The organism is Acidovorax sp. FW305-C-20-28, from assembly GCF_058783375.1.
In genome coordinates, this window is sequence record NZ_JBYSYM010000036.1 from 33,070 (window position 1) to 47,807 (window position 14,738).

13 protein-coding genes are annotated in these 14,738 nt (G+C 65.0%); 10 read left to right on the forward strand and 3 right to left on the reverse strand.

Going from position 1 to position 14,738, the window contains the following annotated elements:
- Positions 1-6 precede the first annotated feature (6 nt).
- From AC3WOH_RS29320 to AC3WOH_RS29340, 5 genes are read left to right on the forward strand one after another with little or no spacing between them, the layout of a single operon-like run.
- Entirely contained in the window at positions 7-1,233 is a 1,227-nt protein-coding gene (locus tag AC3WOH_RS29320) for a methyltransferase domain-containing protein (RefSeq protein ID WP_492232825.1), read from the forward strand.
- A complete protein-coding gene (locus AC3WOH_RS29325) occupies positions 1,230-1,718 on the forward strand; it encodes an acyltransferase (protein WP_492232826.1) in 489 nt (162 codons plus the stop codon). Before AC3WOH_RS29320 ends, AC3WOH_RS29325 begins: the two co-directional genes overlap by 4 nt.
- Entirely contained in the window at positions 1,715-2,506 is a 792-nt protein-coding gene (locus tag AC3WOH_RS29330; protein WP_492232827.1) for an NAD-dependent epimerase/dehydratase family protein, read from the forward strand. The genes AC3WOH_RS29325 and AC3WOH_RS29330 overlap by 4 nt, the downstream gene beginning before the upstream one ends.
- Before the next feature lie 30 nt (positions 2,507-2,536).
- Positions 2,537-3,283 carry a class I SAM-dependent methyltransferase gene (locus tag AC3WOH_RS29335; RefSeq protein ID WP_492232828.1) on the forward strand — a complete coding sequence of 249 codons (747 nt, stop codon included), beginning with the start codon at positions 2,537-2,539 and terminating at the stop codon, positions 3,281-3,283.
- 10 nt (positions 3,284-3,293) lie between these two features.
- Positions 3,294-4,073, forward strand: a complete 780-nt coding sequence (locus AC3WOH_RS29340; protein WP_492232829.1) for a cephalosporin hydroxylase family protein — start codon at positions 3,294-3,296, stop codon at positions 4,071-4,073.
- Positions 4,074-4,098: 25 nt separating this feature from the next.
- Here AC3WOH_RS29340 and AC3WOH_RS29345 read toward each other — a convergent pair whose 3' ends face one another.
- The gene (locus AC3WOH_RS29345; RefSeq protein WP_492232830.1) at positions 4,099-6,276 is read right to left on the reverse strand and encodes an O-linked N-acetylglucosamine transferase, SPINDLY family protein; all 2,178 of its coding nucleotides are present in this window, start codon (positions 6,274-6,276) and stop codon (positions 4,099-4,101) included.
- A gap of 128 nt (positions 6,277-6,404) precedes the next feature.
- A complete protein-coding gene (locus AC3WOH_RS29350) occupies positions 6,405-7,916 on the reverse strand; it encodes a flagellin N-terminal helical domain-containing protein (RefSeq protein WP_492232831.1) in 1,512 nt (503 codons plus the stop codon).
- A 324-nt stretch (positions 7,917-8,240) separates the two neighbouring features.
- On the opposite strand from AC3WOH_RS29350, the gene AC3WOH_RS29355 reads away from it, so the two are divergent.
- From AC3WOH_RS29355 to AC3WOH_RS29370, 4 genes are all read left to right on the forward strand, one after another.
- Positions 8,241-9,752: a flagellin N-terminal helical domain-containing protein gene (locus AC3WOH_RS29355; RefSeq protein ID WP_492232832.1), complete on the forward strand. Its 1,512-nt coding sequence runs from the start codon at positions 8,241-8,243 to the stop codon at positions 9,750-9,752.
- 239 nt (positions 9,753-9,991) lie between these two features.
- The gene (fliD, locus tag AC3WOH_RS29360; protein ID WP_492232833.1) at positions 9,992-11,422 is read left to right on the forward strand and encodes a flagellar filament capping protein FliD; all 1,431 of its coding nucleotides are present in this window, start codon (positions 9,992-9,994) and stop codon (positions 11,420-11,422) included.
- A gap of 65 nt (positions 11,423-11,487) precedes the next feature.
- A complete protein-coding gene (gene fliS / locus AC3WOH_RS29365; protein WP_492232834.1) occupies positions 11,488-11,946 on the forward strand; it encodes a flagellar export chaperone FliS in 459 nt (152 codons plus the stop codon).
- 3 nt (positions 11,947-11,949) lie between these two features.
- Positions 11,950-12,249, forward strand: coding sequence for a flagellar protein FliT (locus tag AC3WOH_RS29370; RefSeq protein ID WP_007860919.1), 300 nt, complete (start codon positions 11,950-11,952; stop codon positions 12,247-12,249).
- A 265-nt stretch (positions 12,250-12,514) separates the two neighbouring features.
- On the opposite strand, the gene fliE is transcribed toward AC3WOH_RS29370, so the two are convergent.
- The gene (gene fliE, locus AC3WOH_RS29375) at positions 12,515-12,826 is read right to left on the reverse strand and encodes a flagellar hook-basal body complex protein FliE (RefSeq protein WP_492232835.1); all 312 of its coding nucleotides are present in this window, start codon (positions 12,824-12,826) and stop codon (positions 12,515-12,517) included.
- A 175-nt stretch (positions 12,827-13,001) separates the two neighbouring features.
- On the opposite strand from fliE, the gene fliF reads away from it, so the two are divergent.
- On the forward strand, positions 13,002-14,711 hold the full coding sequence (gene fliF / locus AC3WOH_RS29380; RefSeq protein ID WP_492232836.1) for a flagellar basal-body MS-ring/collar protein FliF: 1,710 nt from the start codon (positions 13,002-13,004) through the stop codon (positions 14,709-14,711).
- Positions 14,712-14,738 lie beyond the last annotated feature (27 nt).

Sequence of the window (14,738 nt, forward strand, 5' to 3'; positions counted from 1 at the left end):
GTGCCCATGCAATGCCGCCACTGCGCCGCCCCCGTGACCCTGCCCATGGCAGACCTGGGTACCGCGCCCCCTTCCAACGCCTACCTGCGTGAACCCGCACTGCATGCGCCCGAGCGCTGGTACCCGCTCAGGGTGCTGGTGTGCGAGAACTGCTGGCTGGTGCAGACCGAGGACTTCGCGGCCGCCGATGCGCTGTTCGATGCCGACTACGCCTACTTCAGCTCGTTCTCCAGCAGCTGGCTGGCCCATGCCCAGGCCTATGTGCAGGAGATGGCCGAGCGCCTGGCGCTGGGCGCACACAGCCAGGTGGTGGAGGTGGCCGCCAATGACGGCTACCTGCTGCAGTATGTGGCGGCGCGCGGCATCCCCTGCCTGGGTGTGGAGCCCACCGCCAGCACGGCCGCTGCCGCACGGGCGCGCGGCATCGAGGTCGTGGAGCGGTTCTTTGGCGTGGCGCTGGCCCGCGAGCTGGTGGCCCAGGGGCGCGCGGCCGATCTCACAGCGGCCAACAACGTGCTGGCCCATGTGCCCGACATCAACGACTTCGTGGCGGGCTTTGCCGTGCTGCTCAAGCCGCAAGGCGTGGCCACCTTCGAGTTCCCGCACCTGCTGCAGCTGGTGCAGCAGTGCCAGTTCGACACGCTGTACCACGAGCATTTCTCGTACCTGTCGCTCACGGCGGTCCAGCGCATCTTTGCCGCCAACGGCCTCACCGTGACCGACGTGCAGGAGCTGCCCACCCACGGCGGCAGCCTGCGCGTGTTCGCCCAGCGCAGCGATGCCATGCCCGTGGTACACGCCCGGGTGGGCGAGCTGCTGGCCCGTGAAACGGCTGCCGGCGTCTCATCTGCCGCGTTCTACGCGGGCCTGCAGGACGAGGCGCTGCGCATCAAGCGCGAGCTGCTGGCCTTTTTGCTCGACTGCCACGCGCGCGGGCTCACGGTGGGCGCCTATGGCGCAGCCGCCAAGGGCAATACCCTGCTCAACTTTGCCGGCGTGCGGGCCGACCTGCTGCCCTATGTGGTCGACCGCAATCCCGCCAAGCAGGGCCAGTTCCTGCCGGGCAGCCGCATTCCCATCGTGGACGAGGCACACCTGCGTGCACATCGGCCCGACCGGGTGCTGATCCTGCCGTGGAACCTGCGCGACGAGGTGACGGCGCAGCTGGACTATGTCCGGGCCTGGGGCGGGCAGTTTGCCGTGGCGGTGCCCCGGCTGGAGGTGTTCCCGTGATCGACATCCATGCCACGGCGCGGGTCTCGCCGCTGGCCGACATCGAGGACTCGGTGCGTGGCACGCGCATCGTCGTGGGCGCGCATTCGGTGATCGACAGCTTCGTCAAGGTCAAGCCTGCCGGTGGCTCCGGCGATCTGGTGCTGGGCGAGCATGTGGTCATCAATTCCGGCTGCGTCCTGTACACGGGCAACGGCATCCGCATCGGCAACCATGTTGCCATTGCGGCCAACTGCACTTTTGCGCCCGTGAACCACGCCTATGCCGAGCGGGGCCGCCTGATCCGCGAGCAGGGCTTTCAGGCCAGCAAGGGCGGCATCACGATCGAGGATGATGTGTGGATCGGTGCCAATTGCGTGCTGCTGGACGGGGCCGTGCTGCGCCAGGGCTGCGTGGTCGGGGCCGGCTCCATCGTGCGTGGAGAGCTCAAGCCCTACACCGTGTACGCAGGGCACCCACTGCGGGCCGTGGGGGCGCGCACGTGACCGCCTTCACGGTGCTGGGTGCCTCGGGCTACATTGGCAGCCACCTGGTGGCGCACCTCCGGGACCAGGGCCATGTGGTTTGGGCACCGGCCAGGGACGATGCGGACATCTTCAACCAGCCGCTCGGCCATGTCCTTTACTGCGTGGGCCTCACGGCGGATTTCCGTTCGCGCCCCTTCGACACGGTGGAGGCCCATGTCGGGCTGCTGGCCGAGGTGCTGCGTCGCGCGCAGTTCGACTCGCTGCTCTACCTGTCCTCCACGCGCGTCTACATGGGGGCGGCCAGCACCGACGAGGATGCGCCGCTGAGCGTGGTGCCGGGCGACCCGTCCTATCTGTACAACCTGTCCAAGCTGACCGGTGAATCCCTGTGCTACGCCAGCGGCCGTGCGGGCGTGCGCGTGGCGCGGCTGTCCAACGTGGTCGGGCCCGGGATGGATGCGCAGTCGGGCAACCTGGTGGCGGATCTCGTGCGCCAGGCGCAACAGGGTGCGATGCTGCTGCGAAGCGACCCGGCCAGTGCCAAGGACTACATTCACATCGACGACGTGGTGCAATGGTTGCCGCGCATCGCCCTGGGCGGCAGGTCGGCGACCTACAACGTCGCCAGCGGCCGGCAGACCACGCATGCCCAATGGCTTGAATGGCTGAGCGCGCACTATGCAAGCTCCTTTGAAGTGCAGGACGGCGCCTCGCTGCAGTCTTTCGCGCCGATCAGCGTGGCGCGCCTGCATTCCGAGTTCGGTGTGACGGCGCGGCAGGTGTGGATCGACAACAATTGGCGGTAGCCCGAGCTGGCTGCAGAAACGGAAAATTGCATGAAGAATCATTTGAGTGCTGCCTTTTTCGGGCTGCGCGACGGCCCGGGGTTCTTCCAGGGCATGCAGCAGTCGATCGATGGCATCGACGACCCCCAAGGCATCTATGCCGGCGACAACCTGTTCACGTACCACCGCAACCTGGGCTTCCTGGACGACGAGCCATTGATGCGGGCATTTGAAGCCCATGCGAGCACCATCGAAGAGAAGGCCGTTCTCTGGCGCATTTCCACCGTGCTGTGGGGGGTGCGCAATGGTTTGCGCCTGGAGGGTGATTTCGTGGAGTGCGCCTGCTACAAGGGCACCACGGCCCGCATCGTGTGCGATGCGGTGGATTTCGCCAACCGCCCCGACCGCCACTACTACCTGTACGACCTGTTCGATCACGACCCGTCCCTGCCCCACCATGCGATGCCCGAACACAGCAAGCAGCTGTATGCGCAGGTGAAGGAGCGCTTTGCGGGATTCGACAACGTCACCGTCACCCAGGGCAAGGTGCCCGAGGTGCTGGCCGATGTCGCCCCTCAGAAAATCGCCTTCATGCACCTGGACATGAACAATGCGGACGCGGAGGTTGGCGCGCTGGAGGTCCTTTTCGAGCGCATGGTCCCGGGCGCCGTCCTCATCCTGGACGACTACGGTTGGCTGGCCTACCGCGCGCAGAAGCTGGCCGAAGATCCCTGGTTTGCCAAGTACGGTTACCGTGTGCTCGAGATGCCCACGGGCCAAGGTTTGTTGATCAAGTAAGGCTATCCCTATGACCCCTTTGGAACAATTCAGCCAGGAGCGGCAGGCCCGCCTGCAGGCCTATGGCTCGGATGCCGACTTCAAGGCGCTGTCGCAGCAATGGCTGCAGGCCTCCATGCAGCGGCAGTATGTGTACAACTTCGACTGGATGGGGCGCCCCATCATCCAGTACCCGCAGGACATGGTGGCCATGCAGGAGCTGGTCTGGCGCGTGCGGCCGGACCTGATCATCGAGACCGGCATCGCCCACGGCGGCTCCCTGGTGCTCAGTGCCTCGCTGCTCGCCCTGCTGGACATGAGCGATGCCATCGAGGCCGGGACCACCCTCGACCCGCGGGTGTCGCGGCGCAAGGTGCTCGGAATCGACATCGACATCCGTGCGCACAACCGCGCAGCCATCGAGGCGCACCCCATGGCCAGCCGCATCGCGATGGTCCAGGGCTCGGCCATCGCGCCCGATGTGGTGGCGCAGGTGCGGGACTTTGCCAAAGGCTACCAGCGCGTCCTGGTGTGCCTGGATTCCATGCACACGCACGACCATGTGGTCGGGGAATTGGAGGCCTACGCGCCGCTGGTCACCCCGGGCAGCTACTGCGTGGTGTTCGATACCTTTGTCGAGGACATGCCGCCGCGCTTCTTCGCCGATCGTCCCTGGGATGTGGGCAACAACCCCAAGACGGCGGTGCGCCAATGGCTGGCCGGGCATGCCGAGTTCGAGATCGACACCGAGATGGAGCAGCGCCTGCAGGTGACGGTGGCGCCGTCGGGGTTCCTGCGCCGAAAGGGGTAGTCTCCCCGGGCGTCTTCGGCCCGGCTCAGATCACCAGGGGCGCCATGCCCATGGCCTGGGTGGCATGCCGCAGGTAGGTCACCGCGAATTCGGTATGGCCATGTGCGTGCTCGACCTCTGCAAGGCAAGCCAGCGCCACGGGATCGTTGGGAACGGCATTCAGCACGATCTCGGCCAGGGAGGTCACGGCAATCCAGTGGCGGTCCGATATCTGGGCGCTTGCGGCCTCGGCAGTGGTTGCAGGCCGTGCAGAGCCCTTGGCCTTCTCGACCAGGTCCTGCAAGCGCTGGTGGGCTTCCGCCAGGCCCACCCGGTGGCCGGGCTTCAGTCCGACCCCCGGCGCAGGCGGCTGCATCCACTCCTGCGGCAGGCCGGGCAACCAGCCCTGGATGGCCTGCATCTGGGCTTCGGCATCGTCCGGGTGCTCGGCACGGGCCAGCCACTGCAGCCACATGGCGCGCAGGCCCTCGCCAAAATGGTGGTTGAAGATGTCCTCGCGCATGAGGGCCGAACCCTCCACTTCGGCGCGCAAGCCCAGGCGCAGGGTGTTCAGCGCCTGGACATCGGCGGCCAGGCCGCATGCGATGCGGACGTAGTCCTCTGCCGTCTCGGCCAGCCATTCGGTGCGGCCCAGGTAGGTGAGCAGGCCCACGCCCATGCGGCTCTTGAAACTCTGGCCCACCATCGAGACGATGGGAACGCCCATCCACAGCACGTCGAAGGTGGTAGTGCCGCCCGTCAGGGGAAACGGGTCCAGCGCAATATCGATGCGGTGGTAGGTCAGGTACTGGTTGTCGCTGTGCAGGGCCACCAATTCCAGGCGCTCCGGGTCCAATCCCAGCCCCCGGCAGCGTTCCCGGTAGGCGTTGGCGAAATCGGGGCGGTTGAGGTTCTTGCCCTCGATGAGCAGGCGTGACCCGGGGACGGCCTCCAGGATCCGGCCCCACAGGGCCAGCACATCATCGGTGAGCTTGCCCAGGTTGTTGCACGAGCCAAAGGTGATGAAGCCGTTCTCCAGGGCCGGCGTGGGCCGCACCAAATAGCGGGGCTGGTAGCGCCACAGCGGGTTGCGGCTCATGGGGCGGTAGCAGGCGAACAGGGTGGGCAGGCGGTACAGCTGCTCGGTGTATTGCGCCTGGGCATCCGGCGGATCGGTGACTTCGTCGGTGAACTTGTAATCCACCGCGTCCAGCCCGGTCGTTGCCGGAAAGCCCAGCCACGATACCTGCACGGGGGCCGCCTTGTGGGCCATGGCCAGCAGCCCGTTGTAACCCGTGTGGCCTGCCAGGTCGATCAGGATGTCGATGCCCTGGGCGCGGATGGCCTGGGCCTGCTGCTCCGCGCTGAGGCCCGCCAGGCGAACGAAGTGGTCCACATGGTGCTGGACCCTTCCAGAGACATGGTCTTCGCGTGGGAAGAGGGAGAGCGCGAACACTTCGAACTGCCGCCGATCCAGCTGGGCCAGCAGGCCTTCCACGAAATACATCACGGAGTGGACCCGGAAGTCGGGCGACAGGAAGCCGATGCGCAGTTTCCGCCAGGGGTCTCCCCTGTGATCTGCGAAGTCCGGCCATTGGGGCTTGAGCGGGGGCTCGAAGACGCTCGCGAAATCGCGTGCCGCGCGGGCCAGACTGCCCGCATCCGCGCTGGGGTCGGCCAGCATGAACAGCAGGCGGTTGGTGTGGTTGGACACCTCCGTGGGGGTCAGCGCAATGGCGGCCAGGCAGTCCTGCACGGCCTCCCGCACCTGTCCCAGCTCGCGCCGATGGATGGACGTCTGCGTGAGGGCGGCCGAGCGTTCCTGGTCGTTGGTGGTCAGTGCCGCGGCTTTCTGCGCGGCGCTGAAGCCTTCTTCATGCCGGGCCAGCAGGTAGCAGCATTGCGACAGCTTGAGCCAGCAGATGGCTTTTTCGGGCCGCAGCTCGCACACTTTCTCCAGAATGGGCAGTGCCTGCGCATTCTGAGCGTGGTTGAGAAGCACGTTGCCGTAATTGATCAGCAGTTCTGCGTCGTTCGGCCACAGCAGTGCGGCATGGCGGTAGACGGTGATCGACTCGTCGCCCTTGCCCTGGCAGTCGAGGGCATAGCCCAGCAGCCGCGTGGCCTGCAGGTCACGCGAGTTCTTGCGCAGAATCTGTTTGCACAGCCGCACCAGAAGGTCCCAATCGCTGGCCTCCAGGGCTGCTGTCAGTCGGCCGTCCATTGGGGCTTTTTTTTTGCCGTGCACTGTGCATCCTTCGCGATCTGAATGGCGACAGTCTAGCCAATGGAGGATGCGCGCACCGTGGCCCAGACAGGCGCCGCGTCCATGGGGGCGGCCCGCGATGGCAATTACTGCAGGAGCTTCAGAACGCCCTGTGGGATCTGGTTGGCCTGGGCCACCATGGCCGTGCCCGCCTGTTGCAGGATCTGCGAGCGCGACAGGTTGGCGGTTTCTGCCGCGAAGTCCGCGTCCAGGATGCGCGAGCGCGATGCGGACAGGTTCTCGGACGTGATGTTCAGCGATGCGATGGCCGTCTCGAAGCGGGCCTGCAAGGCGCCCAGCTTGGCACGCTCGCCGTTGATATAGGCGAGGGCCGAGTCCACGGTCTTGAGGGCTTCGGTCGCCTTCTTGAAGGTGGTCACGTCCAGGTTGGCCACTTCCTGCAGGTCCGAGGCACTGTTGGCCGGCGTGGCCGTGTCGAAGGCATTGGTGGTCGTGGCATTGGTCGAAAAGGACTTTTCGGAGTCCAGCACCACATAGCCGCTGATGGTGGAGCTGTCTGCGCCCGACGCTGCAGCCAGGGTATCCGCCGCTCCGGCGGCGGTTCCGTCGGCCTGGAGCTTCTGGATGGTGACAGCGCCGGCATTGGCGCCCGAGGTGGCGCCTTTGTAGATACCGATGTCCTGGCCGGTCGCATTGGTCAGCACGATCCCGGTGCTGGTAGCGTTCAGCGAGGCGGTGACCCCCGTCTTGGCGGACTGCTCATTGATGGCGGAAATGGCGTTGGACAGGCCGTCCGAGGTGTTGATCGCGGAAACATTGAACGAGATCGACTGGCCGAGCGCGGGTGCGGTGGGCACGTTCTCCGAGCGCAGCTCGAAAGTGTAGGACCCCACGGAGGCGAAGGACAGGTCCACTTCGGTGCGTGCCGTGGCCGTCACACCCGTGTTCGCGGTCTGCAGGTTGATGTTGTCGGCCATCGCCTTGGACGTATCGTTGGCATTGATGGTGATGTTGCGCGAGCCCAGGGAGCCATTCACCGCCAGCGTACCGCCGGTCACGCCGTTGGCACCCCAGGTGCCTGCGTTGGCGCCGCTGCCCGCGCCGTTGGCCGACGTGTTCTGGTTGTTGCCGTACACCGTGGTGCGCAGGTTGGCCGTGGCCGCCACGATAGTCTGGTTGGCGTTGGCACCCACCTGGAACTGCTGCGTACCGAACGTGCCGTTGAGCAGTTTGGCGCCGTTGAACTCGGTCGTCTGGGAAATCCGGTCCAGTTCCGCGACCAGTTGGCCCACTTCCTGGTTCAGCGCCTGGCGGTCGCTGGGGCTGTTGGAGGCGTTGGCCGATTGCACGGCCAGTTCACGCACGCGCTGCAGAATGTCGCCCGCGGCTTTCATGGCGCCTTCCGTGACCTGGGCCAGGGAGATACCATCGTTGGCGTTGCGCGCCGCCTGGTTCAGGCCGCGGATCTGGCTGGTGAAGCGCTCGGAAATGGCCAGGCCGGCGGCGTCGTCCTTGGCGCTGTTGATGCGCAGGCCCGACGACAGGCGCTGGATGGAGGTGTTGAGCGAGGATTGACTCATGCCCAGGTTGCGCTGGGCCGTCAACGAAGCGACGTTGGTGTTGATCGTGGCTGCCATGGAATGCTCCTTGAGGCTTGAGTGGACATTTGTGCCTGAGGGGGACTACCACCGTCCGGGCAGGCGATACGGGAACGATGAGGAATTGTGGCCAAGGAGCCTCCCTGGCGTAGGCCCGATAAAGCGCCGAAAAGCCTGCCAACTTGCACTTTTGGCCCTAAAGTTTCCGGAGGCGGCGTCGAAAAGACTCACAACGGAAGGCAAACGCCCTCCGCCGTTCAACAGAAGGCCATGCAGGCGCTGTGGACCGTATAGCCGGGTGCCTTACCTGGCACCAGGTTGGCGGCAACGCCATTTCAGTCAGTTCTTTTCAGGAGATTTGCCATGGCATCCACCATCAATACCAACGTCGCTTCGTTGACGGCCCAGCGCAATTTGGGCATGAGCCAGACCTCGCTCAACACTTCCATCCAGCGCCTGTCGTCGGGCTTGCGCATCAACAGCGCCAAGGACGACGCCGCCGGCCTGGCCATTTCCGAGCGCTTCACCAGCCAGATCCGCGGCCTGAACCAAGCTGTTCGCAATGCGAACGACGGTATCTCCCTGGCGCAGACGGCTGAAGGTGCCCTGAAGGCTTCCGGCGACATCCTGCAGCGTGTGCGTGAACTGGCCGTGCAATCGGCCAACGCCTCCAACAGCGCCGGCGACCGCCAGGCCCTGCAACAGGAAGTGGGCCAGCTGGTCAGCGAACTCGATCGCATCTCGCAGACCACTGAATTCAACGGTGCCAAGCTGCTCAACGGCACGTTCGGTACTCAGCAGTTCCAGGTGGGTGCCAACGCCAACCAGACCATCGTGGCGGCCACGGCCAACCTGCGCACCAGCGTCTACGGCAACAACCAGAACACGTCGGCCAACGGCTCGGGCAGCGGCGCCAACGCCGGTACCTGGGGTGCCAACGGCGTGACCGGCGGTACGCTGGCGGTGAACGGTGCCCTGGGCTCCAAGAACATCACCATCGCTGCCAACGACACGTCCAAGACGATGGCCGACAGCATCAACAAGGAAACCGCGAACACCGGCGTGACGGCCACGGCCCGCACGGAAGTTCAACTGAGCTTCGAGTCCGTGGGCGCCTACACCTTCGAACTGCGCTCGGACAACACGCCCACGGGCACGAACCTGGGCCAGTCGATTTCGTTCAACGTGACGGCGCTCGCTACATCGGATGGCCTGTCGAACGCCATCTCCGCGATCAACGAGCAGTCGTCCAAGACGGGTGTGACCGCGTCGCTGAACTCCACCAACAACGGCATCATCCTGACCAATGCCACGGGCAATGACATCGGTATCTACAAGGGTGCAGCCTCCGGCGTGAACGCAGGTGCGGTCAACATCCAGAAGCTGCAGGCCGATGGCACCGCCATCGGTGCGGCCGACACGCTGGCTGCCGCCTCGGGTGCCGACTCTTCGACCGTCAGCGGCTATGTCGTGCTGGACTCCGACAAGTCCTTCTCGACCGTGGCCACCACGACCAACGCCTTCAGCACGGCAACGGCCGCCAACTCGGCCTCCGATCTGCAGGAAGTCGCCAACCTGGACGTGACCACCTTCAAGAAGGCGACCGAAGCCCTCAAGACCGTGGACTCCGGCCTGGCCTACATCAACGGTGAGCGCGCCAAGCTCGGTGCTCTGCAATCGCGCTTCGAGACCTCGATCGCCAACCTGCAAGTGACGTCGGAGAACCTGTCTTCTTCCCGCTCGCGCATTCTGGACGCTGACTTCGCGGCTGAAACCGCCAACCTGTCGCGCTCGCAGATCCTGCAACAGGCTGGTACGGCGATGGTGGCCCAGGCCAACCAGTTGCCACAAGGTGTGCTGGCCCTGCTGCGTTAAGCGCACAATGGCTGGCAGGGTCTGAAAAGGCCCTGGTGCATCGGCGGCGACAGTTTTCCTGTCGCCGCCTTTTCACCTTGAGGCGCTCTGTGCCGACCGCGGCGGCGGCGCAGAAGGCTTCTGAGAGAAAGAAGCGCGTGCCAGGAGCGCTGGAATTGGCAGGTTTCCTGGTGTGAATAAGGACGTTACTGGCGCCCGATTGGCTCCATAATTTCCTTTGGACAGTTCAGGAGGTTTGTATGGCAACCATTTCATCCCCAGGGCTCGGCACCAATGGGCTTGATGTCAAGAACATCATTTCCCAGTTGGTCGCGCTGGAAAAGAAGCCCCTCGATACGCTGAAGTTGCAGGCAGCAACGGTCAATACCAAGATTTCCGCCTACGGCCAGATCAAGTCGCTGGTTTCCACGCTCGCCGATGCGGCGGGCAAGCTCACCAGCGTGACCGGCTGGAATGGGGTCTCCACAACGTCCTCGGATTCCAAGTTCGTGTCCGCCACCGCGATCGGGGGCACCCTGCCCACGACCTTCAGTGTGGAAGTGCAGGGTCTCGCCAAGGCCCAGGCCACTGCGTCGGCTGCGCTTCTGCCGGTGGGCGGCGCCCTCGGTGCCGGCACCTTGCGCCTGGAGCTGGGCAAGTGGAGCGTGGCACCCGCCTCCTTCACGCCGGGCAGCGGCCAGCCTGTCGATATCTCCATCAGTGCCAGCGACAAGCTGACGGATGTGGCAAGCAAGATCAATGGCAGCACGGCAGGGGTGACGGCCTCGGTGCTGTCCGATGCATCCGGTGAGCGCTTGCTGCTGCGCAGCAAAAGCACGGGCGAGGAGTTCGGCTTCCGCCTGAGCGTGATGGAAGGGGGCGATACCGACATCGCCAGCGCCGGCAACACCGATGCCACGGGCCTGTCGCGCCTGGTGGCGGGCAGCACAACGACGCAGGCGGCGGCCAATGCCAAGGCCACGGTCAACGGCATCGCGGTGTCGTCGGCCACGAACACCTTTGCCACCACGGTCTCGGGTGTGACCTTCAAGGCCGAGCAGGTCACGACGGCCCCCATCGAGATCACCGTGGGCAAGGACACCACGGCCATCAAGGCCAATGTCGATGAGTTCGTCAAGGCCTACAACGCCATCAACCAGTTGATGCAGGACGCCACCAAGTACGACGCCAAGACCAATTCGGCCGGGCTGCTGCAGGGTGACTCGACGGCCATCGCCCTGCAGAACACCTTGCGCAATGCGCTGCAGTCGGTCACCACGGGGGGCGGGGCCTTCCAGCGGCTGGCCGATGTGGGCCTGACCCAGCAGCTGGGTGGCGACCTCGCCCTGGACTCCACCAAGTTCAACAAGGCCCTGACGGAAAACCCGGACGACCTGAAGAACCTGTTCCGCAACACGGCCAGCGGCTCTGCCGAGGGCATTGCCGTGAAGATCAAGGCCGTCACCACCAACCTGCTGTCCGCCGATGGCTTCTTCAAGTCCAAGGACGATACGCTGCAGCTCTCGCTCAAGCGCAATGCCAAGGACCAGGCCACGGTGAACGACAAAGTGGATGCGTTCGAGAAGCGCATCACCGCGCGTTACAACGCGCTGGACAAGCAGATGGCCTCGCTCAATGGCCTGAACGCCTACATTGCGCAGCAGGTGACCACCTGGAACAAGTCGACCTGACGGAAAGCCTTCAGTTTTGTCGGCGCCGGCCGATAAATAGAACATCACACCGTAAGGACCACCCCATGTTCAGCGCCCACAACCCCCGTGCAGCCAACGCCTACCAGCGCATCAATGTGGAAACCAGCATGCACACGATCGACCAGCACCAGCTGGTCAGCCTGCTGTATGAGGGTGCCCTGAACTCCATCGCCACGGCGCGCGGCGCCATGGCGCGCGGTGACATCCTCGGCAAGTGCAACGCCATCTCCAAGGCGGTGCGCATCATCGAGGAAGGCCTGAGCACCGCGCTGGACCCGGTCGACGGTGGCGAGCTGGCGCAGAACCTGGGGGCCTTGTACGACTACTGCGTGCGCCGCCTGATCCTGGCCAACGCGCGCAACGACGACGCCATGATGCAGGAAGTGATGCGCCTGATCGAGCCGGTTGCGCTCGGTTGGAACGAGATCAAGAAAAACAACAACGGCACGGCGCCATCCGCTGATGCCAACGCTTCGGGCCAGCCTGTGCTGGTGGAGGCATGAACCATGTCCCACATGCTGATTGATTACTACAAAGCCATCGAAGACAGCAGCGCGAAAATGCTGGAGGCCGCCAAGCTCAAGGACTGGGATGGCGTGGTGCGCTACGAGGGGGCCTGCGCCGTGCTGATCGAGCAACTGCGCTTCAAGTCCCAGGAGCACGAGCTGCTGCCCGAACACCGCCGCGAGAAGACGCGCATCATGCAGCGCATTCTGCGCAACGATGCCCAGATCCGCTGCCTGGCCGAACCCTGGCTGGCACAGTTCGAACACCTGTTCGAAGGCCAGCCGCAGATGATGCACTGACCGGGGTTGTGTGAGGGGGGGCGGTCAATCTGGCCGGTCCCTTGCCCCTGGTTCTGCTTCTTTCGCAAAAAAAGCCACCGCACGTCGCGAGACGTGCCGGTGGCTTTTTGCTTTTTTGCCGCGGGGGCGCGGACTGAGGAGGATAGAGTCGGGGCTGGCCGTCAGCCGCAGGTCAATGAATCACTTGGTGAATCCAAGGCGCCGACTGCGAGGTATTGGTGCTGAAATTCGGGGTAATGAAGTGGTATGGGGGTGTTTACCCGCCTCACACCTGCATGTTCATGATGTCGGTATAGGCCTGCACCATGCGGTTGCGCACATGCAGCGTGGCCTGGAAGCCGATCTGCGCCTTCTGGATGGCCACCATGGTCTCTTCCAGGCTGACCGAGGGATTCTCCAGCTGGACTTCCTTTTGCAGGTCGCCCGACTTGTTCTGTGCGGCGCTCACGGACTGCAGGGCCCCCTTGAGCGCGCCCGAGAAGCCCACATCGTTGCCTTCGGCCTGCGGCATGGCGGCGCGGCGCGCCATGCCGGCACCCGTCATGGGGGTGGTGGAGCTGGTGATGCGGAGGTCCATGGCGGTGTCCGTTGGGGATGGGGGATGTTGTGATCGTAGCCAGGCCCTGGCCGGCCATCATGGGGAATAGATGGTCAAAGGGGCGGCTTATCGGCAGAACATGGGGAGACCTTGAGCCGAATAATCGAGCCCACGCCAAGGTCCGTTGCCGGGCCCCACCTATTGGAAAAGCACGATGTCTGCAGTTGCCGAAGTCCCACTCGCTCCGCTCGCACCTCCCGCTGCCACCCCCAGTCCCAACTGGCTGCAGCGGTTGACCAGCCTCGACCGGGCCCAGCGCATGCGCCTGGGCGTGGGGGTGGCGCTGCTCGTGGCCATTGCGGTCGCTGCCATCGTGCTGGGCCGCCAGCCCGACTACCGCGTCCTGTTTTCCAACCTGAACGACAAGGATGGCGGCGCCATTGTGGCCCAGCTGTCCACGATGAACGTTCCCTACAAGTACGCCGAAGGCGGCGGCGCGATCCTGATTCCCTCCGAAAAGGTGCACGACGTGCGCCTGCGCCTGGCGACCCAGGGCCTGCCCCGCGGCTCGGTCACGGGCTTCGAGCTGATGGAGACCAACCGCTTCGGCATGACCCAGTTCCAGGAGCGCCTGAACTTCCAGCGTGGCCTGGAGGGTGAACTGACGCGCTCCATCCAGGCCCTGTCCTCGGTGCAGAGCGCCCGCGTGCACCTGGCCCTGCCCAACCAGAACGGCTTCTTCCGCGAGCAGCAAAAGCCCTCGGCCTCGGTGCTGGTCAGCCTGCACCCCGGCCGCTTCCTGGACCGGGCCCAACTGGCCGGCATCGTCCACCTGGTGGCCTCCAGCGTCCCCGAGCTGGCTCCCTCGGCCGTGAGCGTGCTCGACGACACGGGCAAGCTGCTGTCGCAGTCGCCTGACGGCGCTGGCGCCAATGCCATCGACGCCCAGCAGATGCTGTACGGCCAGCAGATCGAGCAGCAGCTCACGCGCCGCATCCAGGAGATCCTGGAGCCCGTGGTCGGCCGCAACAATGTGCGGGCCCAGGTGTCTGCCGAACTGGATTTCAGCCGCACCGAGTCCACCTCCGAGCAGTTCCGCCCCAACCAGACCCCCGATGCCAAGGCGGTGCGCAGCCAGCAGATGCTGGAAACCTCCGGCACGGCCCAGAAGACCGCCACCGGTGTGCCTGGCGCCGTTGCCAATCAACCGCCCGCACCCTCGGCTGCACCCATCAATGGTGCCAATCCTGCGCCACAGGCTGCCGGCCAGCAGGGCTCGGAAGAGTCTTCCAGCAAACGCGAGTCCACCACCAACTACGAAGTGGACAAGACCGTGCGGGTCGTGCGTGGCAACAACTGGGCCATCAAGCGCCTGAACGCCGCCGTGGTGGTCAACTACCAGTCGGCCGAAGACAAGGGCAAGACCGTCACCAAGGCGCTCACCCCCGAGCAGCTGGAGCAGATGAAGGCGCTGGTGCGTGAAACCATTGGCTTCAACAGCGAGCGCGGCGATTCGGTGAACATCATGAACACGCCGTTCCAGGTGGAAGCCGCTTCCTCGACCGACGTGCCGCTGTGGAAGCAGCCCGAGGTCATCGACGTGGCCAAGAGCTTTGCCTGGCCGGTGGGAGCCCTGCTGTTTGCCGCCATGGTGCTGCTGGGCCTGGTGCGCCCGGCGCTCAAGGGGGCGGCGGAACCCAAGACGTCCAAGGCCGGCGAACTGCCCAGGGCCGGCGGACAGCTCGATGCCATCGAGGCCGAGCAGCCCGATCGCCCGGCTTTGCCGTCCCCTGGCAAGAAGGACGAGAATGTGGTCGCCACGCCAGAGCAGCTGCGCCTGGAAGAGGCACGCGTGCTGGCCAAGGAAAACCCCGTGGCCGTCGCCAATATTCTCAAATCCTGGGTGAACGGCGAAAATGCCTGAGCCCGTCGCAGCTTCACACGCTTGGAT

Excerpts from the sequence above, each read along its gene's own strand:
- fliE (WP_492232835.1), bottom strand. The coding sequence starts at position 12,826 with ATGGACCTCCGCATCACCAGCTCCACCACCCCCATGACGGGTGCCGGC.
- AC3WOH_RS29370 (WP_007860919.1), top strand. The coding sequence starts at position 11,950 with ATGTCCCACATGCTGATTGATTACTACAAAGCCATCGAAGACAGCAGC.
- AC3WOH_RS29340 (WP_492232829.1), top strand. The coding sequence starts at position 3,294 with ATGACCCCTTTGGAACAATTCAGCCAGGAGCGGCAGGCCCGCCTGCAG.
- AC3WOH_RS29335 (WP_492232828.1), top strand. The coding sequence starts at position 2,537 with ATGAAGAATCATTTGAGTGCTGCCTTTTTCGGGCTGCGCGACGGCCCG.
- fliS (WP_492232834.1), top strand. The coding sequence starts at position 11,488 with ATGTTCAGCGCCCACAACCCCCGTGCAGCCAACGCCTACCAGCGCATC.
- AC3WOH_RS29320 (WP_492232825.1), top strand. The coding sequence starts at position 7 with ATGCAATGCCGCCACTGCGCCGCCCCCGTGACCCTGCCCATGGCAGAC.
- fliD (WP_492232833.1), top strand. The coding sequence starts at position 9,992 with ATGGCAACCATTTCATCCCCAGGGCTCGGCACCAATGGGCTTGATGTC.
- fliF (WP_492232836.1), top strand. The coding sequence starts at position 13,002 with ATGTCTGCAGTTGCCGAAGTCCCACTCGCTCCGCTCGCACCTCCCGCT.
- AC3WOH_RS29350 (WP_492232831.1), bottom strand. The coding sequence starts at position 7,916 with ATGGCAGCCACGATCAACACCAACGTCGCTTCGTTGACGGCCCAGCGC.
- AC3WOH_RS29355 (WP_492232832.1), top strand. The coding sequence starts at position 8,241 with ATGGCATCCACCATCAATACCAACGTCGCTTCGTTGACGGCCCAGCGC.
- AC3WOH_RS29345 (WP_492232830.1), bottom strand. The coding sequence starts at position 6,276 with ATGGACGGCCGACTGACAGCAGCCCTGGAGGCCAGCGATTGGGACCTT.